At 62.8% G+C, this 26218-nt stretch carries 28 protein-coding genes; 16 read left to right on the top strand and 12 right to left on the bottom strand.

The features are described 5' to 3' along the window. The first annotated feature begins 325 nt into the window (after window positions 1-325). The 4 genes from CO666_RS13100 (at window position 326) to CO666_RS13085 (ending at window position 4351) form a co-directional block, all read left to right on the top strand. Window positions 326-1003 (top strand): FadR/GntR family transcriptional regulator, encoded by a 678-nt coding sequence (locus CO666_RS13100; protein WP_097612575.1) that lies wholly within the window; start codon window positions 326-328, stop codon window positions 1001-1003. Beyond that, window positions 1000-2289, top strand: a complete 1290-nt coding sequence (locus CO666_RS13095) for a CynX/NimT family MFS transporter (protein ID WP_097612534.1) — start codon at window positions 1000-1002, stop codon at window positions 2287-2289. The genes CO666_RS13100 and CO666_RS13095 overlap by 4 nt, the downstream gene beginning before the upstream one ends. Window positions 2290-2406: 117 nt before the next feature. Then, the gene (locus tag CO666_RS13090; RefSeq protein WP_097612574.1) at window positions 2407-3939 is read left to right on the top strand and encodes a S10 family peptidase; all 1533 of its coding nucleotides are present in this window, start codon (window positions 2407-2409) and stop codon (window positions 3937-3939) included. Between the two features lie 10 nt (window positions 3940-3949). Continuing rightward, the gene (locus tag CO666_RS13085) at window positions 3950-4351 is read left to right on the top strand and encodes a GFA family protein (RefSeq protein ID WP_097612573.1); all 402 of its coding nucleotides are present in this window, start codon (window positions 3950-3952) and stop codon (window positions 4349-4351) included. Between the two features lie 212 nt (window positions 4352-4563). Here CO666_RS13085 and CO666_RS13080 read toward each other — a convergent pair whose 3' ends face one another. After that, complete coding sequence (locus CO666_RS13080; RefSeq protein ID WP_097612533.1) at window positions 4564-6147, bottom strand: peptide chain release factor 3; 1584 nt, start codon at window positions 6145-6147, stop codon at window positions 4564-4566. Window positions 6148-6238: 91 nt separating this feature from the next. On the opposite strand from CO666_RS13080, the gene dut reads away from it, so the two are divergent. Both dut and CO666_RS13070 read left to right on the top strand, forming a co-directional pair. Then, window positions 6239-6709 (top strand): dUTP diphosphatase, encoded by a 471-nt coding sequence (dut, locus tag CO666_RS13075; RefSeq protein WP_097612532.1) that lies wholly within the window; start codon window positions 6239-6241, stop codon window positions 6707-6709. A gap of 71 nt (window positions 6710-6780) precedes the next feature. Then, the gene (locus CO666_RS13070) at window positions 6781-7548 is read left to right on the top strand and encodes a hypothetical protein (protein WP_097612531.1); all 768 of its coding nucleotides are present in this window, start codon (window positions 6781-6783) and stop codon (window positions 7546-7548) included. An 85-nt stretch (window positions 7549-7633) separates the two neighbouring features. Here the strand turns inward: CO666_RS13070 and CO666_RS13065 are convergent, their stop codons facing one another. Further along, complete coding sequence (locus CO666_RS13065; protein WP_097612530.1) at window positions 7634-8098, bottom strand: Lrp/AsnC family transcriptional regulator; 465 nt, start codon at window positions 8096-8098, stop codon at window positions 7634-7636. A gap of 112 nt (window positions 8099-8210) precedes the next feature. Between CO666_RS13065 and CO666_RS13060 the strand changes: the two genes are divergently transcribed. After that, the gene (locus CO666_RS13060) at window positions 8211-9113 is read left to right on the top strand and encodes a DMT family transporter (protein ID WP_097612529.1); all 903 of its coding nucleotides are present in this window, start codon (window positions 8211-8213) and stop codon (window positions 9111-9113) included. A 58-nt stretch (window positions 9114-9171) separates the two neighbouring features. On the opposite strand, the gene CO666_RS13055 is transcribed toward CO666_RS13060, so the two are convergent. Continuing rightward, on the bottom strand, window positions 9172-9684 hold the full coding sequence (locus CO666_RS13055) for a Dps family protein (RefSeq protein WP_097612528.1): 513 nt from the start codon (window positions 9682-9684) through the stop codon (window positions 9172-9174). Between the two features lie 232 nt (window positions 9685-9916). Here CO666_RS13055 and CO666_RS13050 point away from each other — a divergent pair, with 232 nt between their 5' ends. The 3 genes from CO666_RS13050 (at window position 9917) to CO666_RS13040 (ending at window position 12304) form a co-directional block, all read left to right on the top strand. Then, the gene (locus tag CO666_RS13050; protein ID WP_097612527.1) at window positions 9917-10534 is read left to right on the top strand and encodes a LysE family translocator; all 618 of its coding nucleotides are present in this window, start codon (window positions 9917-9919) and stop codon (window positions 10532-10534) included. Window positions 10535-10677: 143 nt separating this feature from the next. After that, window positions 10678-11640 carry a cysteine synthase A gene (gene cysK, locus CO666_RS13045; protein WP_097612526.1) on the top strand — a complete coding sequence of 321 codons (963 nt, stop codon included), beginning with the start codon at window positions 10678-10680 and terminating at the stop codon, window positions 11638-11640. A gap of 202 nt (window positions 11641-11842) precedes the next feature. Further along, window positions 11843-12304, top strand: a complete 462-nt coding sequence (locus CO666_RS13040; RefSeq protein WP_245436782.1) for a hypothetical protein — start codon at window positions 11843-11845, stop codon at window positions 12302-12304. A gap of 205 nt (window positions 12305-12509) precedes the next feature. Here CO666_RS13040 and CO666_RS13035 read toward each other — a convergent pair whose 3' ends face one another. The 5 genes from CO666_RS13035 to CO666_RS13015 form a co-directional block, all read right to left on the bottom strand. After that, window positions 12510-14042, bottom strand: coding sequence for a YifB family Mg chelatase-like AAA ATPase (locus CO666_RS13035; protein WP_097612525.1), 1533 nt, complete (start codon window positions 14040-14042; stop codon window positions 12510-12512). A 297-nt stretch (window positions 14043-14339) separates the two neighbouring features. Then, window positions 14340-15287: a glutathione synthase gene (gene gshB, locus CO666_RS13030; RefSeq protein WP_097612524.1), complete on the bottom strand. Its 948-nt coding sequence runs from the start codon at window positions 15285-15287 to the stop codon at window positions 14340-14342. 85 nt (window positions 15288-15372) lie between these two features. Continuing rightward, a complete protein-coding gene (locus CO666_RS13025; RefSeq protein WP_097612523.1) occupies window positions 15373-16407 on the bottom strand; it encodes an ABC transporter permease in 1035 nt (344 codons plus the stop codon). Then, a complete protein-coding gene (locus CO666_RS13020; RefSeq protein ID WP_097612522.1) occupies window positions 16391-17926 on the bottom strand; it encodes a sugar ABC transporter ATP-binding protein in 1536 nt (511 codons plus the stop codon). The genes CO666_RS13025 and CO666_RS13020 overlap by 17 nt, the downstream gene beginning before the upstream one ends. 144 nt (window positions 17927-18070) lie before the next feature. Then, window positions 18071-19054 (bottom strand): sugar ABC transporter substrate-binding protein, encoded by a 984-nt coding sequence (locus CO666_RS13015; protein ID WP_097612521.1) that lies wholly within the window; start codon window positions 19052-19054, stop codon window positions 18071-18073. A 335-nt stretch (window positions 19055-19389) separates the two neighbouring features. On the opposite strand from CO666_RS13015, the gene CO666_RS13010 reads away from it, so the two are divergent. Beyond that, window positions 19390-20412: a LacI family DNA-binding transcriptional regulator gene (locus tag CO666_RS13010; RefSeq protein ID WP_097612520.1), complete on the top strand. Its 1023-nt coding sequence runs from the start codon at window positions 19390-19392 to the stop codon at window positions 20410-20412. On the opposite strand, the gene CO666_RS13005 is transcribed toward CO666_RS13010, so the two are convergent. From CO666_RS13005 to CO666_RS12990, 4 genes are all read right to left on the bottom strand, one after another. Continuing rightward, window positions 20409-20912, bottom strand: a complete 504-nt coding sequence (locus tag CO666_RS13005; protein ID WP_097612519.1) for a cupin domain-containing protein — start codon at window positions 20910-20912, stop codon at window positions 20409-20411. The two genes, CO666_RS13010 and CO666_RS13005, sit on opposite strands and share 4 nt — an antisense overlap. Window positions 20913-21027: 115 nt before the next feature. Continuing rightward, the gene (locus CO666_RS13000; RefSeq protein ID WP_097612518.1) at window positions 21028-21396 is read right to left on the bottom strand and encodes a YraN family protein; all 369 of its coding nucleotides are present in this window, start codon (window positions 21394-21396) and stop codon (window positions 21028-21030) included. Then, window positions 21386-22303, bottom strand: coding sequence for a 16S rRNA (cytidine(1402)-2'-O)-methyltransferase (rsmI, locus tag CO666_RS12995; RefSeq protein WP_097612517.1), 918 nt, complete (start codon window positions 22301-22303; stop codon window positions 21386-21388). The genes CO666_RS13000 and rsmI overlap by 11 nt, the downstream gene beginning before the upstream one ends. Beyond that, a complete protein-coding gene (locus tag CO666_RS12990) occupies window positions 22300-22458 on the bottom strand; it encodes a methyltransferase (RefSeq protein ID WP_097612571.1) in 159 nt (52 codons plus the stop codon). Before CO666_RS12990 ends, rsmI begins: the two co-directional genes overlap by 4 nt. A 93-nt stretch (window positions 22459-22551) precedes the next feature. On the opposite strand from CO666_RS12990, the gene dnaN reads away from it, so the two are divergent. From dnaN to CO666_RS12965, 5 genes are all read left to right on the top strand, one after another. Next, window positions 22552-23670 carry a DNA polymerase III subunit beta gene (gene dnaN, locus CO666_RS12985; RefSeq protein ID WP_097612516.1) on the top strand — a complete coding sequence of 373 codons (1119 nt, stop codon included), beginning with the start codon at window positions 22552-22554 and terminating at the stop codon, window positions 23668-23670. 257 nt (window positions 23671-23927) lie between these two features. Continuing rightward, on the top strand, window positions 23928-24527 hold the full coding sequence (pmtA, locus tag CO666_RS12980) for a phospholipid N-methyltransferase PmtA (protein WP_097612515.1): 600 nt from the start codon (window positions 23928-23930) through the stop codon (window positions 24525-24527). Then, complete coding sequence (locus CO666_RS12975; protein WP_097612514.1) at window positions 24528-25109, top strand: histidine phosphatase family protein; 582 nt, start codon at window positions 24528-24530, stop codon at window positions 25107-25109. Between the two features lie 6 nt (window positions 25110-25115). Continuing rightward, window positions 25116-25823 carry an orotidine-5'-phosphate decarboxylase gene (gene pyrF / locus CO666_RS12970; protein WP_097612513.1) on the top strand — a complete coding sequence of 236 codons (708 nt, stop codon included), beginning with the start codon at window positions 25116-25118 and terminating at the stop codon, window positions 25821-25823. A gap of 22 nt (window positions 25824-25845) precedes the next feature. Beyond that, window positions 25846-26133, top strand: a complete 288-nt coding sequence (locus CO666_RS12965; protein ID WP_085735767.1) for a DUF1330 domain-containing protein — start codon at window positions 25846-25848, stop codon at window positions 26131-26133. The last annotated feature ends 85 nt before the right edge of the window (window positions 26134-26218 follow it).

Genomic DNA, 26218 nt, shown 5'->3' with positions numbered 1-26218 from the left:
GTATCGGGCGTAATTTCTGCTTGCATCCCGGACGAATCGTCCTACCTTTGCCCTATCAGCAACAGAACGAAAGGAAGGTGATCCAATGTCTAATGAGATTTCGGACCTCGTAACGGGCATGGGAGAGGAGATGAAAGCGAGGCAGCCCTCGCTGTAATCCCCGCCTTCCCTAGGGCTGCATCGACAGTCCAGGCCAGTATGAGGCCAAACTCATGGAAAGGGTCGCCGAGGCGGCCCTTTTTTATTGCCTCGCTGCGAGCGCATTGACGGAAAAGCAAAATCCCATTATTCATATAGTCATCAGATGACTTTATGAGTAATGGTGATGCGCGCACTCACGAAGACCAATCTCGCCGAAGAGGCGATCGAAGCGATCCGCGGCGACATTCTCGGCAAACGCTGGGCGGTCGGCGATAAATTGCCGAACGAAGCCTCGCTGTCGGCCATGCTCTCCGTCAGCCGCGGCACGGTGCGCGAGGCGGTGCGGGTTCTGGTTTCCCAAGGGTATCTCGAGACACGGCAGGGGTCCGGAACCTATGTGCGCTCGACCAGCGATGCCGGCCGGCCGCTGACGATGGCGCGGCGCGCCAGCCTGCGCGACCAGTTCGAAGCGCGCCTGGCGCTCGACGTCGAGGCCGCCCGGCTGACGGCAGTCCGCAAGACGCCCGAGACCATTGCCGGGCTGCGCAAGCTGCTTGCCGAACGCGGCAGTTACGACGGCGGCGATCAGGCCGCCTTCATCGCGCGTGACCTCGCCTTCCACAAGGCGGTCATCGCCGCTTCCGGCAACCGGGCGATGATCGAGATTTACGATTTCTTCTCGGCCTCGATCGCCGATACGATCGCCGCGACGCTCGGCAAGGATATTCCGGAACCCGATATGCAGGCGCATGCCGCTATCGTCGATGCCATCGAAACCGGCGATCCCGACCAGGCGGATGCGGCGGTGCGCCGCTTCATGGCGCCGGTTCTTGCCGCCCTCGAGCGGATGATCCTGTCATGACCATGCCCGTCACCGATATCAATGCACTCGACGCCGCCGACGACCTGCTTGTCGACGCCGAGGCCGGCAGCCTTCCACCGCCGCAGGCAACACCGGTGCGGGGTGGCGCTGATCGTTTCCTGCTCGGCGCGAGCCTGGCGATGATCGCCTTCAACCTGCGCCCGGTCTTTTCCAGCGCCTCCGCACTGCTGCCGGAGATCCGCACCGAACTGGGGCTGAGTACGCTCGGCGCCAGCCTGCTCACCACCCTGCCCGTCGTCTGCCTCGGCGCTTTCTCGCCGCTTGCGCCGCGCCTGGCCCAGCGCCTCGGGACGGAGCGCACGCTGCTCGCCGTTATCCTGCTGCTGGCGCTCGGCACGGCTTTGCGCGGGCTTTCCTCCGTGCCGCTGCTGTTCATCGGCACCGCGCTCGCCGGCGCCTGCATTGCCGTCGGCAACGTGCTGCTGCCGGGGCTGGTGAAGCGGGATTTCGCCGGCCGCGCCGCGCTGATGACCGGCTTTTACACCATGGCGCTCTGCGCCGGTGCGGCAAGTGCGGCCGGGCTGACGCTGCCGATCGAGCACGCGCTCGGCGGCTCTCTCGAAGGCGCGCTTGCCATCTGGGCGCTGCCGGCGCTCGCCGTCGGCCTGATCTGGCTGCCGCGGGTTCTTCGCACCGGCGGCCAGACACGGCGAAACGGCTTCCACATCAAAGGCCTGTGGCGCGACCGGCTCGCCTGGCAGGTGACGCTGTTCATGGGGCTGCAGTCGGCATTGGCCTATTGCGTCTTCGGCTGGCTGGTTCCGATCCTGCGCGAACGCGGCCTCGACGGCGTCAGCGCTGGGGCGATCGTGTCGCTCTCGGTGATGGTGCAGGCGGCCTCCTGCCTCATCGTGCCGCATATCGCCGTGCGCGGAAAGGACCAGCGACTGATCAATGCCAGCCTCTGCGGCGTCGCCGTCACGGCGCTGCTCGGCCTGCTGTTTGCGCCGCTTTCGACGGTCTGTCTGTGGGCGGTGCTGCAGGGCATCGGCCAGGGCGGGCTGATCGCCGCGGCGATGACGACGATCGTGCTGCGCTCGCGCGATCCCGATGTCGCCGCCCATCTGTCCGGCATGGCGCAATGCGTCGGTTACCTGCTTGCCGCCATCGGCCCGCTGATCGTCGGCCTCATCCGCGGCTGGACGGGGAGTTTTTCCTGGTGCGCCGCGCTCTTCGTCGCGCTCGGGCTCGGCGCGGCGATCAACGGCTGGAAGGCCGGCCGGGCGGTGGAGATCAATGTGCACGCTGTCGAGAAGGCCGGCTGAGCCGCTCGCTGACGCGTCCTCTCGCTGGCGCGCCCATCACCATCTCTTGATGCCGGTCGCCGATCGCGGATGCTGCGCTATCTCAAGCTCACATCCCGCAGCGCCGGAGGAGATATGTTGCGTTTAAGGTCCCTGTTTCTGCTTGCAGCCCTTGCCGGGTCGCTGGCGCCTGCCCTTTCCCCGGCACAGGAGAGCGGTCACCAGAAGGCCAATGTCGAGAGCGGTGCGCGCGAGGGCGTGCTGAAACTGCTGCCGACCGATTCCGTCACCGAGCACGAATTGACGCTCGGCGGCCGGAAGCTCGCCTATACCGCCACCGCCGGCACGCTCGACCTCTTCGGCCAGGACGGCGCGCAGACCGGCGCGATCTTCTATACTGCCTATGTCGCTAGGGATGGCGGCCCGGATCGGCCGCTGACCTTTGCCTTCAACGGCGGGCCGGGTGCCGCTTCCGCCTTCCTGCATCTCGGGCTGGTCGGGCCCGAGGTGCTCGACTTCGGGCCTGAGGGGCGCGACGGCGCCCATGCGAAGCTCGTCGACAACCCGCAAAGCTGGCTCGATTTCACCGATCTCGTGCTGATCGATCCGATCGGCACCGGCTGGAGCCGGACGGCGAAGGCGGACGATGCGTCCAATTATTACAACGTCAACTCAGACGCCCAGAGCATCGCCAAGTCGATCGCGCTCTATGTCGCGCATAACAACCGCTCGAATTCGCCGAAATATCTTCTCGGCGAGAGTTATGGCGGCTTCCGCGCCGCCAAGGTCGCCTCGGCGCTGCAGGAAAACCAGGGCATCATCATTGCCGGCGCGGTGATGCTCTCACCCCTGCTCGAGGGCCAGCTGATGTTCAATGCCGATCAGTTCGCGCTCGGCGCCGCCCTGGAGCTGCCGTCGCTGGCGGCGGCCGAACTCGACCGGCGCAACGCCTTTGACGAAGAGACGCAGAAGCAGACGGAAGCCTTCGCGCTCGGCGACTATCTGACGACCCTCGCCGGGCCGCCGCCGACGGGCGCGGATGCCGCCGCCTTTTATGGCAGGATCGCCAGGCTGACAGGCATCCCTCAGGATATCGTCACCCGCAACCGCGGCTTCCCGGGCAATTCCTTCGTCAAACATTCCGACGCCGGCAGCGGCGCGGTGACGAGCCCCTACGACGCCGCCTTTGCCACCCCCGACCCCTATCCGGAATCCGACTACGACCGCGGCGACGACGCCATCCTCGACGGCTTCACCCGCGCCTATGGCGGCGCCTTTACCGACTACGCCCGCAACCAGCTCGGCTTCAAGACGGAGATGACCTATTCGCTGCTCGACAGCGATATCAGCCGGCGCTGGGAATGGGGCGGCGGACGCGGCGGCGGCTCGCGCATGCAGGCGAGCGCCACCGACGACATCCGGCAGCTGCTCGCCTCGAACCCGGCCTTCCACCTGCTGATCGCGCATGGTTATAGCGATCTGGTGACGCCTTACGGCGTCAGCCGTTATGTGGTCGACCATCTGCCACCGTCGCTTACCGGCGGCCGCGTCGGGCTGAAACTTTATCGCGGCGGCCATATGTTCTATACGAAAGCCGATCAGCGGGCCGCCTTCACGGCCGATGCCAAGGCCTTCTACGCCACGCGGCCGGCCGCTTCGCCGGCGGACTGAGGACATGCCGATGCATATTACCGGGGGATGCCACTGCGGCGCGATCCGCTACCAGGCGGAGATCAATCCGGAACGGGTCACGATCTGCCACTGCACCGATTGCCAGCGGCTGACAGGCTCAGCCTATCGCATCACCACACCGGCGCGGCCGGGCAGTTTCACCCTCACCTCGGGCGCGCCGAAAGCCTATACGAAATATGGCGACAGCGGCGGTCTCAGCCGGCAATTCTTCTGCCCGAATTGCGGATCGCCGCTTTACCGCACCGACGGCGAAGGCGGCGCGATCGGTATCCGCGTCGGCAGCATCGACCAGCGGCGGGAACTTACGCCCCAGAAACAGATCTGGTGTCGATCGGCTCTGGCCGGAGTGGAGAATATCGAGCACCTGCCGCGGTTCGAGGGCGAGGATTGATGAGATGGGGGCGCTTGGGCGCGGCCCCTTGCATCCGGCTGTGAAAGACCCCTCCCCAACCCCTCCCCACAAGGGGGAGGGACTAACCCGGAGCGATCGCCTCGTTCCACTCGAAACGCCGCAGATATGGAAAACAGCTGCGGCAGGTTAAGCCCCTCCCCCTTGTGGGGAGGGGTTGGGGAGGGGTCTTGGACGTGAACGACGGGGCAGTCTCACGCCGCCTTGGCGGCGTGGTATTCCTTGATGGCGACCATCTTGATCGCCGGATAACGTTCGGACTCGTAACGCAGCGAGAAGCCGTCCTGGGCGAGGAAGACGGGATCGCCGTCGAGGTCGCGGGCGATATCGCCGCGTTTGACGGTGAGGAATTTGTCGAGATCGGCCGGCTGGTCGGCGGAGATCCAGCGGCAGACGGAGAAGCGCGACATTTCGAAGGAGACCGGCAGGCCGTATTCGGCCATCAGCCGCTCCTTCAAGACGTCGAGCTGCAGGGCGCCGACGACGCCGACGATGGCGGGCGAGCCGTCTTCCGGCGAAAACAGCTGGACGACGCCTTCTTCGGCCATCTGCTGCAGGGCTTCCTTGAGTTTCTTCGCCTTCATCGCGTCTTCCAGGCGCACGCGGCGCAGGATCTCCGGCGAGAAGTTCGGCACGCCCTGGAAGACCAGGGCTTCACCCTCGGTCAGCGTATCGCCGATGCGGAGCGTGCCGTGATTGGGAATGCCAACGACGTCGCCGGCATAGGCGGTGTCGGCGAGCTGGCGCTGCGAGGCGAAGAAGAATTGCGGCGCCGTCAGACCGAGCTGCTTGCCGGTGCGGGCGAGCCTGGCCTTCATGCCGCGCTCGAGCTTGCCGGAGCAGATGCGGGCAAAGGCGATACGGTCGCGGTGGTTCGGATCCATGTTGGCCTGGATCTTGAAGACGAAGGCCGTCATCTTGTCGTCGGTCGCATGCACGGTCCTGGTATCGGCGACCTGGTCACGCGGCGGCGGCGCGAACTCGCCGAGCGCGTTGATCAGATCGCGAACGCCGAAATTGCGCAGCGCCGAGCCGAAGAAAACCGGCGTCATATGGCCTTCCAGGAAGGCCTGGCGGTCGAAGGGGCGGCAGGCCTCGATCGCCAGCTCCGTCTCGTCAACGAAGGCCTGCCGCTCGTTTTCCGGCAGCCTGCCGGCCACGCTCTGCGGGCCGTTGACCGGCGTTCCCTCGACTTCGGTATCCGACCCGCGCACCGTGTTGGCGGCGATATTGTAGGAGCCGCAAAAGGTCTTCGAGCGGCCGATCGGCCAGGTGATCGGCGCCGTATCGAGCGCCAGCTTCTCTTCCACTTCATCGAGGATCTCGAAGGGATCGCGGCTTTCCCTGTCCATCTTGTTGATGAAGGTGATGATCGGGATATCGCGCATGCGGCAGACTTCGAACAGCTTCAGCGTGCGCGGCTCGATGCCCTTGGCGGCATCGATGACCATGACGGCGGCATCGACGGCCGTCAGCGTGCGATAGGTGTCGTCGGCGAAATCCTCGTGACCCGGCGTGTCGAGGATGTTGAAGACATTGTCGTTATATTCGAAGGTCATCACCGAGGTGACGACCGAGATGCCGCGCTCGCGCTCGATCTTCATCCAGTCGGAGCGCGTCTGCATGCGGTCCTTCTTCGCCTTGACTTCGCCGGCGAGCTGAATGGCGCCGCCGAACAGCAGCAGCTTTTCGGTGAGCGTCGTCTTGCCCGCGTCCGGGTGGGCGATAATAGCGAATGTGCGGCGGCGGGAGACCGCCTCGGCGAGGCTTTCGGCCATGATTGTGAATCCTGTGGAATTGCGGCGTATCTAGCGATTAAAGCCCGGCAATGCAATTGACCTTGCCCGCGCTCGCGCAAAGTAATGGGCCATGACCATTCATCACGATATCAGACCGACGCTGAACCTCATCCGCCTGGCGAACGGCGAAGGCCTCGACCTGCCCGCCTATGAAAGCAAGGGCGCGGCCGGCATGGACCTGCGCGCCGCCGTCGACGCGGCAGCGCCGCTGACGCTCTCGCCCGGCAAACGGGCTCTGGTGCCGACCGGCTTCATCTTCGAAATTCCCGAAGGCTTCGAAGGACAGGTGCGGCCGCGCTCCGGCCTTGCCTTCAAACACGGCATCACCTGCCTGAATACGCCCGGCACCGTCGACAGCGACTATCGCGGCGAAGTGAAGGTGCTGCTGATCAATCTCGGCGAAGAGCCCTTCCTCATCGAGCGCGGCATGCGCATCGCCCAGATGGTGATCGCGCCGGTGACTCAGGCGCGGGTGGCGGAGATCACCGAGGCCAGCGCAACGGCGCGCGGCGCAGGCGGCTTCGGTTCCACCGGCGTGTGATTGGCCAATTAGACCATTCAAGCCATTGGTCGGTTGATGAATGGCGGGAACAGCATTCTCGGGGGGAACTTATGCGATTTAAGGGCGCGTCATGGCGCGTGATTGCAGTGCTGGCTGCAGCATTCGTTGCGACACCGACGCTTGCGATCGATTCAACAAAGCTACAGTCGATTCGCTCATCTCTGTCTTCGGAAGAAATAGTCGCATTTGCCGTGTCGAAATCGAGCGCGCCGATCCTCGACATCGACAAGACTATCGAAGTAAACATCGTCATCAACGCGAAGGGCATGGAAAAGGGCGATATTCAAACTTTGCAGCTCGAGTTTTTGCGCGTGTTTTTTGTGGTCATGGCTTACGCAGACGTCCGGCTCGATTTCAACGCCAGCCAATCGATCGATTACTCGATTGGAGCGCCGTATGCGCCTTTCGGTGACCAGAACCAGCCGTCAAACGCCCAGACCGTCGACGTATTCGTTGATCGTGAGGCGCTCAAGTTGGCAAAATTGGGCCAAATAGCCGTTCATGACGTTGATACGCTCCGAAGCAAGCCGGACACATCCGGATGCTACCATGAGCGCGGGAAAGGATATCCGGTTATCAACGTCGTCGTCGACCGCGATATCAATCCGGCAGGCTGCCTTTACGCAGTTCTGCTGCAATCGATCGGACTTAGGGATCTTTTTGGTGGAGCTGCCGCGACTTTCCGTCCGGGGGGAACTCCTGGCTTCAACCGTAATGCCGAAATGGCGGCAGCATATGCCATTCGCGAATGCCGGTCCTTCATCGATACAAAAGATCCGCTTGAGAAATGCGTGAGAGAGGTTCTGAAGGGGAACTAAGGGCCACGGGGTTGCTCGACGCCACCCAATTCCCGTGGGAGACGCCATCGGAGCCAGATTTCTCGGGCTCCTGCTCAGCCAACTCCTACCTTTTCCGAGAAAGCGGCGGCAGGCGGCGCTTGACGGGCGAGGCCTTGATCATCGCGGTGTTGGTTTCCGCCCGTTCGGCGACCTTATCGAGGAGGCCGTCGAGTTCCGCCATCGAGCGCACCACCAGGCGGGCGATGAAACAATCCTCGCCGGTGACCTTGTCGCATTCGACGATTTCGGGAATGTCCTGGATGATGCGCTCGACCATGTGCAGTTGGCCCGGCAGCGGCCGCACGCGCACGATCGCCTGCAGGGGATAACCGACGGCGGCGGGGTCGAGATCGATGGTGAAGGCCTTGACGACGCCCCGCTCCTCCAGCCGGCGCAGACGCTCGGCGGCGCTCGGCGAGGACAGGCCGACCTGCTGCGCCAATTCCTTCAGCGAAATCCGCGCATTGCCGGCCAGCGCCTCCAGCATGGCCTGGTCGATTTCGTCGAGCGATTGCACTTCATTAGCCACAGCGCCAGATTATCCTCATATTATTAGGTGATATCGATTATCGTCCGTTCTATTCTTATATAAAATCGTCTTCCGCCGCAATATCCTTATCGTCATCATAAAGGAGGCTATCATGGGTGGTGATATCAAAAGAGGTACGGCGGAAATGACGGCCGCGATGCTGATCTCGGGGACGATCGGCTGGTTCGTGGTCATGTCGGGCCAGCCGGTCAGCGGCGTCGTCTTCTGGCGCTGCCTGTTCGGCGCGCTGACTTTGCTGATCATCTGCGGCGCTCTGGGGCTGCTGCGGCCCGGCATCATCACGCTCCGCGCCTTCGGCATCGCCGTTTTCGGCGGCGTCGCCATCGTGTTGAACTGGCTGCTGCTGTTTGCCTCCTACTCACATGCGACGATCTCGATCGCCACCACCGTCTACAACACCCAGCCCTTCATGCTGCTGGTGCTCGGCGCGCTGTTTCTCGGCGAGAAGATCACCGCCACCAAGCTGTTCTGGCTGGCGCTCGCCTTCGCCGGCATGATGGCGATCGTCCAGGCAAAACCGGGTGGAAGCGGCGCTACGTCCGAGAGCTACGGCCTCGGCATCCTGATGGCGCTGGGGGCCGCCTTCTTCTACGCGCTTGCAGCCCTTGCCGCGAAATGGCTGAAGGGCACGCCGCCGCACCTCATCGCCCTCATTCAGGTCGCGACGGGTATGCTGATGCTGGCGCCGATGACCGATTTTTCCCATCCGCCTCAGGATGTGGGGACATGGGCGATCCTCGTCAGCGTCGGCGTCGTCCATACCGGGCTGATGTATGTGCTGCTTTACGGGGCGATCCAAAGGCTGCCGACGCATCTCACCGGCGCCCTCTCTTTCCTTTATCCGATCGCGGCGATCCTGGTCGACCGGCTGGCCTTCGGCCATGCGCTGCAGCCGATGCAGATATCAGGTGCGGCCATCATCCTGCTCGCCGCCGCCGGCATGAACCTCGGCTGGACGCCGCGGTGGCTGCGTCCGAGGGCGCTGGAGAGCTGAGGGCTCGAAGCCGGGCAGGCCGCACGCACGGCGCCATGCCCGGCTTGCGGCTCTATTTCTATCTGCGCGTCGTTTCGAACAGGAACCAGGTGCGGCGCTCGGCCTCGTCGATCCAGTTTTCGATCAGGCTGGCGGTTGCGACATCCTTATGCTCGTCGCAGAGATCGTGCACTTCGCGCAGCAGCGAAACCAGCTGGGCGTTGTCCTCGCGCAGTTCCGACAGCATATCCTCGGGCGTGACGAAATCCGCGTCATTGTCGGCAATACGCTGCTGGCGGGCGATCTGGCCGATCGAGCGCAAGGTCACGCCGCCGATCTTGCGGGCGCGCTCGGCGACGTCGTCGGTCATGGCAAAAATCTGCTCGGCCTGTTCGTCGAGCAGCAGATGGTAGTCGCGAAAATGCGGGCCGGACATGTGCCAGTGGAAATTCTTGGTCTTCACATAAAGGGTAAAGACATCGGCAAGCAGCGCGGTCAGCGCCGCCGAAATGTCGGTGACGGCGTTGGTCGACAGGGTGGACGGCGTCTTGAGGGGCGAAAGTCTGCGGGTTTCGGCGGAGCTAGGGGACATCATTCTCTCCTTGGTGCTGAAAAATCTCGACAGCGCCGCGCTCCTCTTGGAGAAGCGCGGAGAACGCCGGGGGCGCGTGCAGAGAGAAAACTAGCAAGGCCGGAACGCTTTCCAAGTGGATGATGGTTCAGCAGACCTATTCCTGATGCTGATGGACAGATCAGCGCCGATGCATTGATGAGACCGCAACGCGCGCCTATAGAGAGATTACCCAATCCAGTGGATATGACAGATGAGCCTGACTGCCCTGATCGCCTATGCCGGAGCGCTGTTCATCGCAGCCGCCATTCCCGGACCCGGGATCACCGCGGTCGTCGCCCGCGCGCTCGGCTCGAATTTCCGTGAGACCCTCTTCATGGGTCTCGGCCTGGTGCTCGGCGACATGATCTATCTTACCGCGGTCATTCTCGGCCTTGCCTTCGTGGCGCAGACCTTCACCGAGGTGTTCGTCGCCATCAAGATCGCCGGCGCGCTTTATCTCGGCTATATCGCCTGGAAACTCTGGACGGCGGGATTGCTGCCGCAGGATATCGCGGCGAAGAAATCCAGCAATATCGGCCTGTCCTTCCTCTCCGGCCTGTTGGTGACGCTCGGCAATCCGAAGACCATGCTGTTCTATGTCGCGCTGGCGCCGACGCTGATCGATATCGGCAATATCGGGCTGCGTGACTACGCGCTGCTGCTCGCCGTCACCTTCGTCGTGCTGATCGTCGTGCTCGTGCCCTATATGCTGCTTGCCTCGCGGGCCCGCACCATGCTGAAAAAGCCACGCGCGCTGCAGCTGCTCAACCGGGTTGCCTCCGGCATCCTCGCCGGCACCGCTGCCTTCATCGCCACACGGGCCGCCTGAAATAAATATTCGGCAAGAGCCGGTTTCCAAAGGTTTTTTTCTCCGCGTTCCGCTCCCCCGGGATGGAGCGGGCTGGCCTCTTCAAGCCTTTGATCCTATTCTCCCCTCGATTTCAGGAGCAGGATTTCAAAGGGAGAGCACCCATGTCGCACAAGCCCGGCCGCGGCCGCATCTATTCCTCGATCACCGAAACCATCGGCAACACGCCGCTCGTGCGCTTCGACAAGCTGGCGCGGGAAAAGGGCGTGGTGGCAAACCTGATCGGCAAGCTCGAATTCTTCAACCCGATCGCCTCGGTCAAGGACCGCATCGGCGTGGCGATGATCGAAAGCCTCGAAGCCGAGGGCAAGATCACATCAGGCAAGACGGTGCTGATCGAGCCGACCTCGGGCAATACAGGCATCGCGCTCGCCTTCGCCGCCGCCGCCAAGGGTTACCGGCTGATCCTGACCATGCCGGAAACCATGTCGGTCGAGCGCCGCAAGATGCTGGCGCTGCTCGGCGCCGAGCTGGTGCTGACCGAGGGACCGAAGGGCATGAAGGGCGCCATCGCCAAGGCGGAGGAACTGGCCGCGTCGCTGCCCGACGCCGTCATTCCGCAGCAGTTCGAAAACCCGGCCAATCCGGAGATCCACCGCAAGACGACGGCCGAGGAAATCTGGAACGACACCGACGGCACCGTCGATATCGTCGTCTCCGGCATCGGCACCGGCGGCACGATCACCGGCGTCGGCCAGGTGCTGAAGAGCCGCAAGCCCGAGATCCAGATCATCGCCGTCGAGCCGGCCGATTCGCCGATCCTTTCCGGCGGCAACCCCGGCCCGCACAAGATCCAGGGCATCGGCGCCGGCTTCGCGCCCAAAATCCTCGATACCGGCATCTATGACGAGGTCGTCACCGTCACCAATGACGAGGCCTTCGAACAGGCGCGCCTTGTCGCAAGGCTTGAAGGCGTGCCGGTCGGCATCTCCTCGGGTGCGGCGCTCACCGCCGCCATCAAGGTCGGCAGCCGTCCGGAGAACGCCGGCAAGAACATCGTCATCATCATTCCGTCTTTCGCGGAGCGGTATCTGTCGACGGCGTTGTTTGAAGGGTTGGGGAGCTGAGACGGGGATTTGGCTTTTTAATCCTCGCGGGGATGTTGGGGCGCTGCGGCGCCCCTTGCTCTTGCTGATGAAATCCGCTTGAGCGAACTTAAAATTGGATAAAACTTGGAGGCAAAGTCGCGCTCTATACTGTTAAGTGGGGATTTGCGTTCATCCTTATTGGATCGAAGAAAGCTAAGTGCACTGGTGTGGGAAGGAAAGAATGCTGAACGCGCAGGCGCGATTATTATGTACAGCAGTTTTGGTTCTGTCAGCTATTGGTCTGCGGCAGACTGCGGCAATGTCGCCATGTCCTAGCCAGAAAGAACTGCTTGCGAAGGCGGAGGTCGTCGTGGAGGCGAGGGTCAGATCACTTTCCATCAGCCCTTCTGGTTTGATAACGACCGACAAAGATTTCCCAGGGCAGTTGGTAAGAGCAGAGTTGGAGATCAAGAAGGTCGTCAAAGGAAAGTTCCCTGCAAAGGAGGCGATAGTGTACGGCATCCCATTTCCTCCTGGGCCGTTTACTGAGTTGACTACCATGGCACTAATCTACGGTTACGAAGGCCATGACACGTTCGAGTGGGAACTTTCGCAGGCCGACATGGACCATGGTATAGGGTGGTTCAGGATCAATGACTGCATCTATCACAAATTCCCCGAATTAGATGTCGGTCTCCGCTGACCCTGTATTACGCAGAGCTAGCCGCAGACGTTCGTCCCATCGAATTCGGTCTAGACCGAAATTTGTCGTTGATTGAAAGCATGGCTTGTTCCCGATGTCGCGTGAGCAGGGCATTGCTGTCATAGGCTTTATCACCGAGCACCGCCGTGCCCACCTGATCAACGAGAAGAGCAGGACGTCAGCGCGCCCGCGGTCCCCCATCTTGTTATGCCGCAGCCGTCAACCTCTCCCCCGCAATGCGGTAGGAGATCGCCTCGGCCAGATGCATGCGGCCAACCGTCGGTTTGTCGTCGAGATCGGCGAGCGTGCGGGCGACCTTGAGGACGCGGTGGTAGCCGCGGGCGGAGAATTTCATTTTTTCGGCGGCGTCGCGCAAGAGCTGCAGGCCGCCGGCGTCGGGTTCGGCGAGTTTTTCGATCATGGATGTGGAGCAGCGGGCGTTGGTGCCGATGCCTTTGGCGCCGGCGGCCTCGAAACGCTGCTGCTGGATCTCGCGGGCGCGGGCGACGCGGCGGGCGACGTCGGCGCTGGATTCAGCCGCCATCGGCCGGATGAGATCGGCGGCGGAGACGGCGGGTACGTCGATGCGGATATCGATGCGGTCCATCAGCGGGCCGGAGATGCGGGCCTGATAATCGCTCATGCAGCGCGGGCCGCGGGCGCAGGTGTGGCCGGGTTCGCCGGCCATGCCGCAGCGGCAGGGGTTCATCGCCGCGATCAGCTGGAATTTGGCCGGATAGGAGACGCGGTGATTGGCACGCGCAATGACGCATTCGCCGCCTTCCAGCGGCTGGCGCAGCGCGTCGAGCGCCTGCGGCGTGAACTCGGGAAATTCGTCGAGGAAGAGCACGCCGTGATGGGCGAGCGAGGCCTCGCCCGGCCGGGCACGAATGCCGCCGCCGACCAGCGCCGCCATGGTGGCGGAATGATGCGGGGTGCGGAAGGGCCGGCGATCGGAAAGCTTGCCGCCGGTGAGCTGGCCGGCGATCGAATGGACCATCGACACTTCGAGCAGCTCGGCGGCCGAAAGCGGCGGCAGGATCGACGGCAGCCGGGACGCCAGCATCGATTTGCCCGAGCCGGGAGGACCGACCATCAGGAGGTTATGGCCGCCGGCGGCCGCGACCTCGAGCGCCCGTTTGGCGCTTTCCTGGCCCTTGATCTCGGCAAGGTCAGGCAGGTTGGCGGCATTGGCGCGGATCGACGCTTCCGGGCGGGAGAGCACCTGCGTGCCGCGGAAATGATTGGCAAGGGCAATCAGGCTGCGCGGAGCGAGGATGTCGACGTCGGCGCCGGCCCAGGCGGCTTCGGCGCCGCTTTCGGCCGGGCAGATCAGACCCTTGCCGAGCGCGTTGGCGCCGATTGCGGCCGGCAGCGCGCCTGATATGGCGGCAATCGTTCCGTCGAGATTGAGTTCACCGACGACGACAAAATCCGACAGCGCATCGGCGGGAATGGCGCCGAGCGCGGCCATCAGCGCAAGGGCGATGGGAAGATCGAAATGCGAGCCTTCCTTCGGCAGATCGGCCGGTGCCAGATTGACGGTCACCCGCTTTCCCGGCAGCGCCAGGCCGGAGGCGTGAAGGGCGGCCTGGACGCGCTCGCGGCTTTCGGCCACCGCCTTATCGGGCAGGCCGACGATCTGCATGCCGATCTTGCCGGGAGCGACCATGACCTGGACCTCGACTGGCACACCTTCGATGCCCTGGAATGCCACCGTACTGACACGCGCGACCATAAACCCATCCCCTGCCCGCAAACCGTTATAGAGCATTTCCGTTTTTCTCCGAACCACGGAGATGCTCTATCTCTTTGTTTTCACGCAATTCCCGGCAAAGGGGCTTCGCGCTTTGCCAGGCAAAACCGCGATGCACTTTTGCTGGAATTGCTCTAGCCCTGCAACCCTTCAGGGCCAGCGGTTGCAATCTGGCATGGAAGCAGGAATAAAACAAGAACAATCAAGGAACTTATTCGGATACAGGCCGCGACCGGGGTTGTACCGGTCACAGCAGGCGCGTGGGGTCACGCGGCAGGATCAACCGCGTTTGCGCTCGATCGCATCCCAGAGCAGGCTTGCGATATCGGCGCCGCCGAATTTTTTGACCTCGCGGATGCCTGTCGGCGAGGTGACGTTGATCTCGGTCATATAATCGCCGATCACATCAATACCGACGAGCAGGAAGCCGCGCTCGCGCAGCGCCGGGCCGATGCGGGCGCAGATTTCCTGCTCACGCGCCGTCAACTCGGTCGCCTCGGCGCGGCCGCCGACATGCATGTTGGAGCGGCTGTCATGCTCGGCCGGCACGCGGTTGATGGCGCCGGCGAATTCGCCGTCGACCAGGATGATGCGTTTGTCGCCCTTGCGCACGTCGGGCAGATATTGCTGGGCGATGAAGGGCTCGCGGAAGAGCTGGCCGAACATTTCGAGCAGCGAGGAAAGGTTGCGGTCGTCGCGGGTCGAATGGAAGACGCCGGCGCCGCCATTGCCGTAGAGCGGCTTCAGGATGATGTCGCCCATCTCGTCGCGGAAGCGGCGGATTTCGGCCGGGTCCTTGGTGATCAGCGTCTTCGGCATCAGGTCGGCAAATTCGGTGACGAAGATCTTTTCCGGCGAATTGCGCACCCAGGCCGGATCGTTGACGACGAGCGTCTTCGGGTGGATGCGCTCGAGCAGATGCGTCGAGGTGATATAGGCCATGTCGAAGGGCGGATCCTGGCGCAGCAGCACCACATCCATGGTCGAAAGATCGACGCGCTCGGGCGTGCCGAGTTCGAAGTGATCGCCCTTGACGTCGCGCAGCACCATCGGCTCGACGCTGGCAAAGAGCTTGCCGTCGCGGAAGCTCAGGCGGTCGGGCGTGTAATGGAACAGCCTGTAGCCGCGGGCCTGCGCTTCCAGGCTCATGGCGAAGGTGGAATCGCCTGCGATATTGATGCCTTCGACATGGTCCATCTGGACCGCTACATTGGTGATCTTGGCCATTTCCGTCCCTCGCTGAATGCCGGACAGATGTAGGTCGGCCCGGTATCAAACGCAATGCCGATCAGGCCTTCCGGCGCACCCGCGATCACCGGGTTTCGAGGATGCGCATCAACCGGCCGCGATAGCTGTCGAGAATGACGGCAAGCACGATGACCGCGCCGATGACGATCGGCTTGATATTGTCGTCGGCGCCGAGCAGCTGCAACCCCGTCGACAGGACCTGCAGAATGCAGGCGCCGACGAGCGTGCCGACGATCGAGCCCTTGCCGCCGGAGAGGCTGGTGCCGCCGATGATGACGGCGGCGATGGCGTTCAGCTCGTAGCCGATACCGGCAACCGGGCTGCCGACATTGAGACGGAGCAGATAGACCATGGCAGCGATGCCGGCCGTCAGCCCGGAGATGGTGAAGACGGCGATCTTGTATCTCTTCGGCTGATGCCCCGACAGGCGGACCGCCTCTTCATTGGTGCCGATCGCGAAGACGAAACGGCCGAAGACGGTATAGCGCAGCACGAACCAGCCGATCAGCACGACGACGATCGCAATCAGGAAGATCGAGGGGAAAATGCCCCAGAAGATCAGGTTGCCGAAATCGACGAAGGGCTGAGGCAGGCCCGTAATCGTCGAATTGTCGCTGACCACGCGCGCCAGGCCGCTCGCGACATTCAGCATGCCGAGGGTGACGATGAAGGACGGAAGCTTCCACTTCTCGCAGATCCAGCCATTGACGGCGCCGAGCACGGCACCGGTGCCCATCGAGGCGAGACAGGCGAGAACGATCGCCTGCCATGGCGAAAACGCCGGATCGATCATGATCGTCGCACCGATGACAGTGCAGAGGGCCAGCAGCGAGCCGACGGAAAGATCGATGCCGCCGATGAGGATGACGAAGGTCATGCCGGCGGCCAGCACGGTGTTGATGGCGATCTGCACGAAGATCTTCAGGAAGTTCTCCGGTGTGGCGAAATAGGGCGCCGTCGCCGAGAAAAACGCCAGGATCAGGACGAGGGCGATGGCGACGCCGGCTTCCTTCATCGAGATCCGGAGAAGCTTGTCCCAGACGCTTACCTGTTTCGCCCCGGTTTGCGCCTCGGTCTGTTTTTCAATGTTGGCGGACACGGCTGTACTCCTTGTAGGCGAGCGAAAGGATCCTGCTTTCGTCAAATTGTTCCCGGGCGATTTCGCCTGATATCTTGCCGTCGGAGAAGACGATGATGCGATGGCAGATGCCCATCAACTCCGGCAGATCCGAAGAGACGACCAGGACACCTTTGCCTTCGGCGGCGAACTTCCACAAAAGCTCATAGATTTCGGCCTTGGCGCCGACATCGATGCCGCGGGTCGGCTCATCGAAAATCAGCACCTTGGGGCCGCGGAACAGCCATTTGGCAATGACGACCTTCTGTTGATTGCCGCCGGAAAAGGTGCGGACGGCCTGACGGATGGACGGGGTCTTGATCCTGAGCTCGCGCACCAGGCGCTGCGAATGATCGTCCTCCACCCTTCGATTGATCAAACCGTTGCGGGAGATCTTGTCGAGAGCGGTGATGGTGGCGTTTTCGGCGCAGCTCATATCGAGCATCAGGCCCTGCATCTTGCGGTCTTCGGTCGCGAGGCACAGCCCGGCCGCAACGGCATCCTTGGGCGAATTGATCTCGACCGGCTCGCCGTTCAGGCGGATCTCGCCTGATGCCTTGACGTCGGCGCCGAACAGGGCGCGCACCGCCTCGGTGCGGCCGCTGCCGACCAGGCCGGCAATGCCGACGATCTCGCCCTTTGCCACGGAGAAGGACAGTTCCGGGCTATGCCGTGTCACCTTCAGGCCGGAAACGCCGAGCGCCTCGCCTGAAACCGCGCTGTCGCCCTTGAAAATGCCGTGGTCGGAAAGCTTGCGCCCGACCATCAGTTCGACGATCTCCGGGATCTCAAGTCCGGAGAGCGGCCGGGTGATCACGTGCTGGCCGTCGCGCAGCACCGTCACATCGTCGCCGACCTCGAAGATCTCCTCCAGCCGGTGCGAGATGTAAAGCGTGGTGACGCCGCGGCTCTTCAGGCGCTTCAGAATTTCGAAGAGGCGATCGACCTCCTTGGAGGTGAGCGTCGCCGTCGGTTCGTCGAGAACGAGGAGCTTGCTTTCGTAGCAAAGCGCCTTGGCGATCTCGACCAGTTGCAGCTGCGCGACGCTGAGGCGGCTGGCCAGCGTCGTCGGCGCCACGTCGAGACCGACCTCTTCCAGCAATTCCGCCGCTCTGGCGTTCATCGCCTTATAGTTCACCAGGCCGTATCGGCGCGGCAGATGCTCAAACAGCAGGTTTTCGGCAACCGTCAGGTTCGAAAGCGGGTGCAGCTCCTGGTGAATGACCCGGATGCCCGCCCTGAACGCCTCCAGCGGCGAAGACGGATGATAGGGCTTGCCGTCAAACAGAATATGGCCGTCATCCGGCCTGAAGACGCCGCCGAGCAGATTGATCAGGGTTGACTTTCCGGCACCGTTCTCGCCGAGGAGAACATGCCCCTTGCCGCGACCGATCCGAATGGACACATCCCTGAGCGCCACGACGCCGGGGAAGCGCTTGCCGATCCCCTCAAGGCTCAGGATGTCGTCATCTGCTCTGTCTGACACGGCGACCTCATGCATGGTCTCTTCAAACCTCTGCGCAACGCGCATCGGGGAGGCCCGAAACGAGCCTCACCCGAAGCGATCAACGCGTCAATCGGTTGGTGGCGATGGCGTCGGCCGGCAGCCGGCGCCACGTTTGCTTTTGGGAGCCTGATATCCCGACTATTTCAGATCGGCAGCGGTGACGAGCTTGACGTCGGTCTTGACCCAGCCGGTGAATTTTTCGCCGGCCAGTTCGCGCATGCCATAGTCGATGCCCATGACCGCCATCTGCGCGCCATACTGCTCGACTGTCGCAAGCATCTTGCCGTCCTTGATCAGCGGCTGGACGGGCGGGATATTGTCGAAGCCGACGACCTTGATCTTGCCGGCCTGGCCGGCGGCATCCAGAGCCTTGACGACGCCAAGGGCCATGGAGTCGTTGGCGGCCATCACACCTTGAATATCCTTATATTTCGTCAGGAAATTCGTCATCACGGTGTTGGCTTCTTCCGTCTCCCAATGGGCGGTCTTGCTGTCGAGAAGCTCGAGCTTGCCGGATTTGACGGAATCCATGAAGCCTTCCTTACGCTCCTTGGCATTGTCGGCCTCGGGGTTGCCCTCGAGGATGACGACCTTGGCGCCGGGGCCGAGATCCTTGGCAAGCGCATCGCCCGCAAGCTTTGCCCCTTCCTTGTTGTCAGGCCCGAAGAAAGCGAGATCGATCCCGGCCTTTTTCTTGGCATCGGCGTCGAGCGGCACGTCGATGTTGATGACCTTGACGCCGGCCTTGACGGCCTTTGCCAGCGGCGTCGCCATCGCCTTGGAATCGGCGGGCGCCACGACGATGATGTCGTATTTCTGGGTGACGAAGTTTTCGACCGCGTCGACCTGCGCGGCGAAATCGCGCTCGTCCTTCATGCCGACGGCCTTGAAGTCGAACTTGTCCTTGTTTTCGGCCGCATATTTGTCGGCGCCGGCCTTCATCTGCTTGAAGAACTCATTGGACAGAGACTTCATGATCAGGCCGACCTTCGGCTTTTCGGCCGCAAAGGCGGGCGAGACGCTGCTGGACAGCGCCAGCACCAGGGTGCCGGCAAGCCCGAGCTTCAAGGCCGCACGGCGCGACGCACTGATCATGACGGATTCACGCTTAGAATTGGACATTTTTTCCTCCCGAACGGCTCTGGGCTCAGCTCCATCTGAGTTGCCCGCGGCAATGAACCGTTTCCAACGCCATCTGGGTAGCATGCCGCTCAGAATTGTCAAGCGGCCGAAAAGCAGGCTTGGCAATAGGCCGGATCGTCATGCCACGCGCATATTGACATATGCGCGATGAACCGTTTCCATAAAGCGCCTTGCCGGACGTCGCATGCAGGTTCAGCCGTCGAAATCGCCACACAGCCTTTGACTAGGGACCTGAAGACCATTAGCTGAAAGCCTCGATCGGGCGCTCTCCGGCGTTTTTCGAAAGGCGAAGATGAAGGACCACTGTTTCTATCATGTCAAAGGTCGGGATTAGGGACGTTGCCAAGCTTGCGGGAGTTTCCACCGGCACCGTTTCGCGGGTTCTGAACGATCATCCCTCGGTGACGAGGGAATTGCGGGCCCGTGTCGGCGAGATCATCAAAGACCTCGGCTATACGCCCGACCCGTCGGCGCGAAGCATGCGCAGCAAGGTCAGCCGGCTAATCGGCATCGTCATTCCGGATCTGACCAATCCGTTCTTTGCCGAACTCGTCCAATCGGCAGAACAGGCGGCGGCCAGTCACGGCTACAACATCATCGTCATGACGTCCTTCGATCATGCGGCCAAAGAGGCCGACCGCATCAGCCAGCTGACGAGCCGGAAGGTCGACGGCATCATGCTCGTTCCCAGCAATGACTTCCACAAGATCAAGCTGCCGAAGGGGGTGCCGATCGTCGTCGTCGACCGGCTGATGCCGGGATATTCCGGCATTGCCGCCGATCACCGCAACGGTGTCCGTCTTGGCGTCGAACATCTTCTGAAGCTCGGCCATCGCCGCATCGGCTTCATCTCGGGGCCCGGGCACTCCGTCCCCGCCAACGATCGCCTCAGGGGTTATCTCGATGCGATAGAGCAGGCGGGGGAGCTGGCCGACGGCGGCACGAAAATCGCAGGGCCGCCGCTGATTGCCGAGGCGGCCTTCGACTATGAGAGCGGCCGTTCAGCGGGAAATTATCTTCTGGCCCGCGCCCGCAACGAGCGGCCGACGGCGATTTTTGCCAGCTCGGACCAGCAGGCGATCGGCTGCATGCGCGCAGCCCATGATCTCGGTATCCCGGTCCCCGCCGCCCTTTCGATCGTCGGCTTCGACGGCATCCCGCTCGCCAGCATGACGACGCCGCGGCTGACGACGGTGAAGCAGCCGATCCAAGACATGGCCGCAGCGGCGGTCGCCGTTCTGCTCAACAAGCAGACCGCACCCGAGCTCGACAATCCGATCCTGTTTGCCTGCGAGGTTTTGAACGGCGAAACGACCGCCCCGCCCCAGCCCGATTAGGCGGCGATGCCCTGGTTGCCGCCATTGCGCAGCATGTTGCGGAGGCGATAGGCGATCGCCAGCGGCTTCGGGAAGGGCTTGCGCAGGAAAGCGACCTTGCGGACGTAATTGTCGACCCGCCAGCTCGCCCAGGTCCCGCCGGCGAAAAAGGCGACGTCGCCGACGCTAAGCGTTCGTTCGGTACCATCCTCGGCGGTGATATGAACCTCGCCTTCGAGGATCATCACGGTCTCGTCCCAGCCGAAGCGCCAGCGGAATTCACCCGCCGTGCAGTCCCAGATCGCCGTCAGCGAGGCCTCGTCATGGCCGCGCGAATGTTCGCCGGTGCGGGCCTCAGGGTTGCCGCTGACGATCCAGTCCGGATTGATCGGCGACGGCTTCATCGGCAGCAGGTCGCTTGCATGGGCGACGAAGGATTTCCCGACCGGCTTTGCCACGGCATAAGGCACCGTGCGCGCGGCCATGGCGACCGCACTTGCAAGCATCATCTTCCAGGCCATGAAACAATCCCCAATTGTTATCCCTGCCGTGGGGGTAGCAGAGAGGCGTAAGAAGCTGGTTCACGCGGGAACTAAAAGTTTAACGATCCGGAAAGCGATCGGTTGAAAAAAAGGGTCAGAAAGCATCCGGAAAATGCCGCGGCAGCCGGCCGGGCATGACCGCGACGATATCGTAGCGCTGGGACAGGCGGGCCTGATCCGCCTGGCGGGCAAGCCAGAGATCGCTTGCCGCCCTTATCCGTTTCTGCGAGGCGGCAGAGACGGCGTCGACAGCCGCGGCCTCGCCATGGCGGGCCTTGACCTCGACGAAGACGGCGAGATCGCCCTTGCGGGCAATGATGTCGATCTCGCCGAGCCGGGTGCGGTGGCGCAGCGCCAGGATGCGATACCCTTTCAGCATCAGAAAGACGGCCGCGATATATTCCGACATCAGGCCGCGGCGCAGCGCCTTCCGCCGGATGGCGGTGAGACCGTTATCGCCCATCGGCGCCCTTCAACTCCAGCAGGCGCTGGTAGAGTAGTTTGCGCGGCAGGCCGGTGAGGCGGGCGGCTTCCGTCGCGGCCTTGGCCGTCGGCATGGTCTTCGAGAGATCCGCCAGCACCGCTTCGACATCGGCCTCATCGGTCTCTACCGGCTCCGGCGGGCCGACGACGAGAACGATCTCGCCCTTGACGTTTTCCACCTGCTGATAGTGGGCGGCGAGTTCTTCAAGCGTACCGCGGCGGAACTCCTCGTAGGTCTTGGTCAGCTCGCGGCAGACGGAGGCCGGCCGCGTGGCCCCGAGCACATCGGCAGCGGCGAGCAGCGTCGCGCCGATGCGATGCGGCGATTCGAAGAAGATCAGCGTCGCGGGGGCTGCGGCAAATTCACCGAGACGGTCGCGCCGGGCCTTGTCCTTAACCGGCAGGAAACCGGCGAAAAGAAAGGCATCGTTCGGCAGGCCGGAGCCGACAAGGGCTGCAAGCGGCGCCGAGGCGCCGGGAATGGGAATGACGCGGTAACCTGCCGTTATCGCCTGCTGTGCCAGCCGGTAACCGGGATCGGACACCAGCGGCGTCCCGGCATCGGACACCAGCGCCACCGAACGGCCGGCTTCGAGCGCCTGCAGCAATCGCGGGCCGGCCTCGTCGGCATTGTGCTCGTGATAGGAAAAGGGGCGATTCTGGATGCCGTAGCGGTCGAGCAGCACGCGGGTGACACGCGTATCCTCGCAGGCCAGCACATCGGCGCCGGCCAGCGTTTCCAGCGCGCGCAGCGTGATGTCGCCGAGATTGCCGATCGGGGTGGCGACGAGATAAAGCGCCGGCTCCAGCGGCCGGGCCGGCACCGCCATATTGTGCAGGCGGAAGCTTCGCCGAGTGGTCGCTTCCGCTGTCGTTTCCTCATTCATGCCATTTGCTTTCGTCCCGCCGTCATCGAACTCTTATGGGCGAGCGGCAGCGCTTCGGCAAGGGTTCGGATTTCTGTGAGCATTGCTCCGGAAAACCTGAAATGCAGGCGCTTGACCCTGCATGCCTCTTGCAAAGCAATGCTGAAGTCTGCCATTTTGCCCGTCCACTCCCCCGGTCTCAAGGCCGGGACAGCATTCTCGGGTGCTCGACGCGCCCGGACAGTCACGGTCGAAAGCGGTAGCATCCCATGCGTATTACTATTGAGCGGTCAAACCTGTTGAAATCGCTGAACCACGTCCACCGCGTGGTCGAACGTCGCAACACGATCCCGATCCTGTCCAACGTATTGCTGAAAGCCGACGGCCAGAACCTCGACATGAAGGCGACCGACCTCGACCTCGAAATCACCGAGGCGACGCCGGCAAGCGTCGAACAAGCAGGCGCCACCACCGTTCCCGCCCATCTTCTCTACGATATCGTCCGCAAACTTTCCGACGGCTCGGAAGTGCTGCTCGCCACCAGCGCCGACGGCAGCTCGATGACCGTGCAGTCCGGCCGCTCGAAATTCTCGCTGCAGTGCCTGCCGGAATCCGACTTCCCGGACCTGACCGCCGGCACCTTCACCCATAGCTTCAAGCTGAAGGCGACCGATCTGAAGATGCTGATCGACCGCACGCAGTTCGCAATCTCGACGGAAGAGACGCGTTATTATCTCAACGGCATCTTCTTCCACACGATCGAGAGCAAGGGCGACCTGAAGCTCAGGGCCGTCGCCACCGACGGCCACCGGCTGGCGCGCGCCGATGTCGATGCGCCCTCGGGCTCGGAAGGCATGCCGGGCATCATCATTCCGCGCAAGACTGTGGGAGAACTGCAGAAGCTGGTCGACAACCCGGAAGCGGTGGTGACCGTCGAGGTCTCCGACGCCAAGATCCGCATGACGATCGGCTCGATCGTCCTGACCTCGAAACTGATCGACGGCACCTTCCCGGATTACCAGCGCGTCATCCCCACCGGCAACGACAAGGAAATGCGCGTCGACTGCACGAGCTTCGCCCAGGCCGTCGACCGTGTCTCCACCATTTCCTCCGAGCGCGGCCGCGCCGTAAAGCTGGCGCTGTCCGAGGGGCAGCTGATGCTGACCGTCAACAATCCCGATTCCGGCAGCGCCACGGAAGAAGTCGCCGTCGGTTATGATACGGATGCGATGGAAATCGGCTTCAATGCCAAATATCTGCTCGACATCACCGCGCAGCTTTCCGGCGAGGAAGCGATCTTCCTGCTGGCCGATGCCGGCTCGCCGACGCTGATCCGCGACACGGCGGGCGACGACGCGCTCTACGTGCTGATGCCGATGCGCGTCTGACGGGAACGAAGCCCGCCCGCCTGCTGTCCGAGCCGCTCTATGTCAACGGCGACTGTCTCTATTTCGACAATAGCGACAAGCAGTTGTGCACGCCTGTCGATGCCGATCACTGAAGCCAAAGGCTCGTCGATCTCATGCCTCGTCGCCCCAAAAGCGGCATGAGTTGTTGATGCCGATGTCCTCTTTGCGAAAATCCTTGTCCTTGGAGCGACAAGCGGCATATTAAGACAGTCGATCAACATGCGGATGGGTGGAGAATGCGCTTACGGGTCAAGGTGAAAGAACGGCTGGGCAAGAAGTTCGACGACGAGATTCGCTTCTTCCGGGGCATGATGCAGGGTCCGAAGACGGTCGGCTCGATCGTGCCGACCTCCTCGATCACCGCCAAGCGCATGGCCAGCGTCATCGACCTCAATTCCGGGCTGCCGGTGCTCGAACTCGGGCCGGGCACTGGCGCCATCACCAAGGCCATTCTCGGCCGCGGCGTGAAGCCGGACAATCTGGTGGCGATCGAATATTCGACGGATTTCCATCAACATCTGCTGCGGACCTATCCCGGCGTGCACTTCATCAACGGCGACGCCTTCGATCTCAAGACCACGCTCGGCGACTACGGCGACCGGACGTTCGATTGCGTCATCTCCTGCATTCCGCTCTTGAACTTCCCGATGGCAATGCGGGTCTCGCTGCTCGAAAGCCTGCTCGACCGCGTGCCGGCCGGCCGGCCGGTGGTGCAGATTTCCTATGGCGCGATCTCGCCGATCGCCGCCAACGCCGATCGTTACAGCATTCATCATTTTGATTTCGTCGTGCGCAATATTCCTCCAGCCCAACTCTGGATCTATCGGCGAGGATGAATGTTCGGACTTTATATCACCCACCCCCAGGTCAAAATCGATCCGGAGGTGCCCGTTCCCAAATGGGGTCTCTCCGACATCGGCGCCGAGCGCGCCCGTAAGGCTGTGTCGAGCGATTGGGCGAAACGGCTGACCCGCATCATCTCCAGCGATGAGACGAAAGCGATCGAAACAGCGGAAATCCTGGCCGAAGCTGCCGGTGTGACAATCGAGATCGTGCACGGCATGCATGAGAACGATCGCTCGGCCACAGGTTTCCTGCCGCCGGACAAGTTCGAAGAGGCAGCCAACTGGTTCTTCGCTCATCCGCAGGAGAGCTTCAGGGGCTGGGAGCGCGCCGTCGATGCGCAGGCCCGCATCGTTTCTGCCGTCGAGACCATCCTCTCTGCCCATGATGCGGCAGCACCGATCGCCTTCGTCGGCCACGGCGGCGTCGGCACGCTGCTCAAATGCCATCTGGCGGGCAGGCCGATCGGCCGTGACCGCGACCAGCCGGGCGGCGGCGGCAATCTCTATGCTTTCGGCCTTGCGGATCGCCGCTTATCATGCGACTGGACGCCCATCGAAGACTGGCGGGGGTGACTTGAAATGGACGCACGCGAGCGGTTGATCGTCGGCCTGGATGTTCCAACCGTCGGCGAGGCGGAGAAACTGGTTTCGACGCTCGGCGACGACATCCTCTTCTATAAGATCGGCTATCAGCTGGCCTTTGCCGGCGGCCTCGAATTTGCCCGCGATCTCTCTGCCAGCGGCAAGAAGATCTTCCTCGACATGAAACTGCTCGACATCGACAACACGGTGGCGTCTGGCGTGGAAAACATCGCCAAGATGGGCATGTCGATGCTGACGCTGCACGCCTATCCCAAGGCGATGAAGGCGGCGGTCGAGGCGGCGGCCGGCTCCGGCCTCTGCCTGCTCGGCGTCACCGTGCTGACCTCGATGGACGCTGACGACCTTGCCGATGCCGGCTACAACCAGGATCCGCACAGCCTGGTGCTCAGACGCGCCGGCCAGGCGCGCGCCGCCGGCATGGGCGGTATCGTCTGTTCGGCGGCGGAAGCGGCCGAGGTGCGCGAGATCGTCGGGCCTGATATGGCGATCGTCACCCCCGGCATTCGCCCGACCGGCAGCGACCACGGCGACCAGAAGCGGGTGATGACGCCTTTCGACGCGCTGAAGGCGGGGGCGACCCATCTCGTCGTTGCCCGGCCGATCGTCAAAGCGCCCGATCCGAGAGATGCCGCCCGCGCGGTGCTCAACGAAATGGTAGGCGCGCTCTGGCCGGCCAACCGCTGAATTCAAACAAAGGGAGAAGACCATGGCCAAGGGATATTGGATCGCCCGCGTCGATGTTCGCGATGCCGAGCGCTACAAGGATTACGTGGCGGCGGCCAAGCCCGCCTTCGAAAAATACGGTGCGAATTTTCTCGCACGCGGCGGCGCTTTCACCGAACTGGAAGGCAAGGCGCGCGCGCGCAACGTCGTGATCGAATTCCCTTCGATGCAGCATGCCGTCGACTGCTACAATTCGCCGGAATACCAGATCGCCGCGAAAATCCGCCAGGAAGCGGCGGATGCGGAAATGGTCGTCGTCGACGGCATCTAAGCTGCTCGCATCGCTAAAAACTGACGGCGCGTTGGGCCTTCCCGTCGCGACCGGATTCGGTTAAGACGGAGCCGATCAGCATCTC

This window comes from Rhizobium chutanense (assembly GCF_002531935.1).
In the GTDB taxonomy this organism is placed as follows: Bacteria; Pseudomonadota; Alphaproteobacteria; order Rhizobiales; family Rhizobiaceae; genus Rhizobium; species Rhizobium chutanense.
This window is presented reverse-complemented; position numbering and strand designations above follow the sequence as displayed.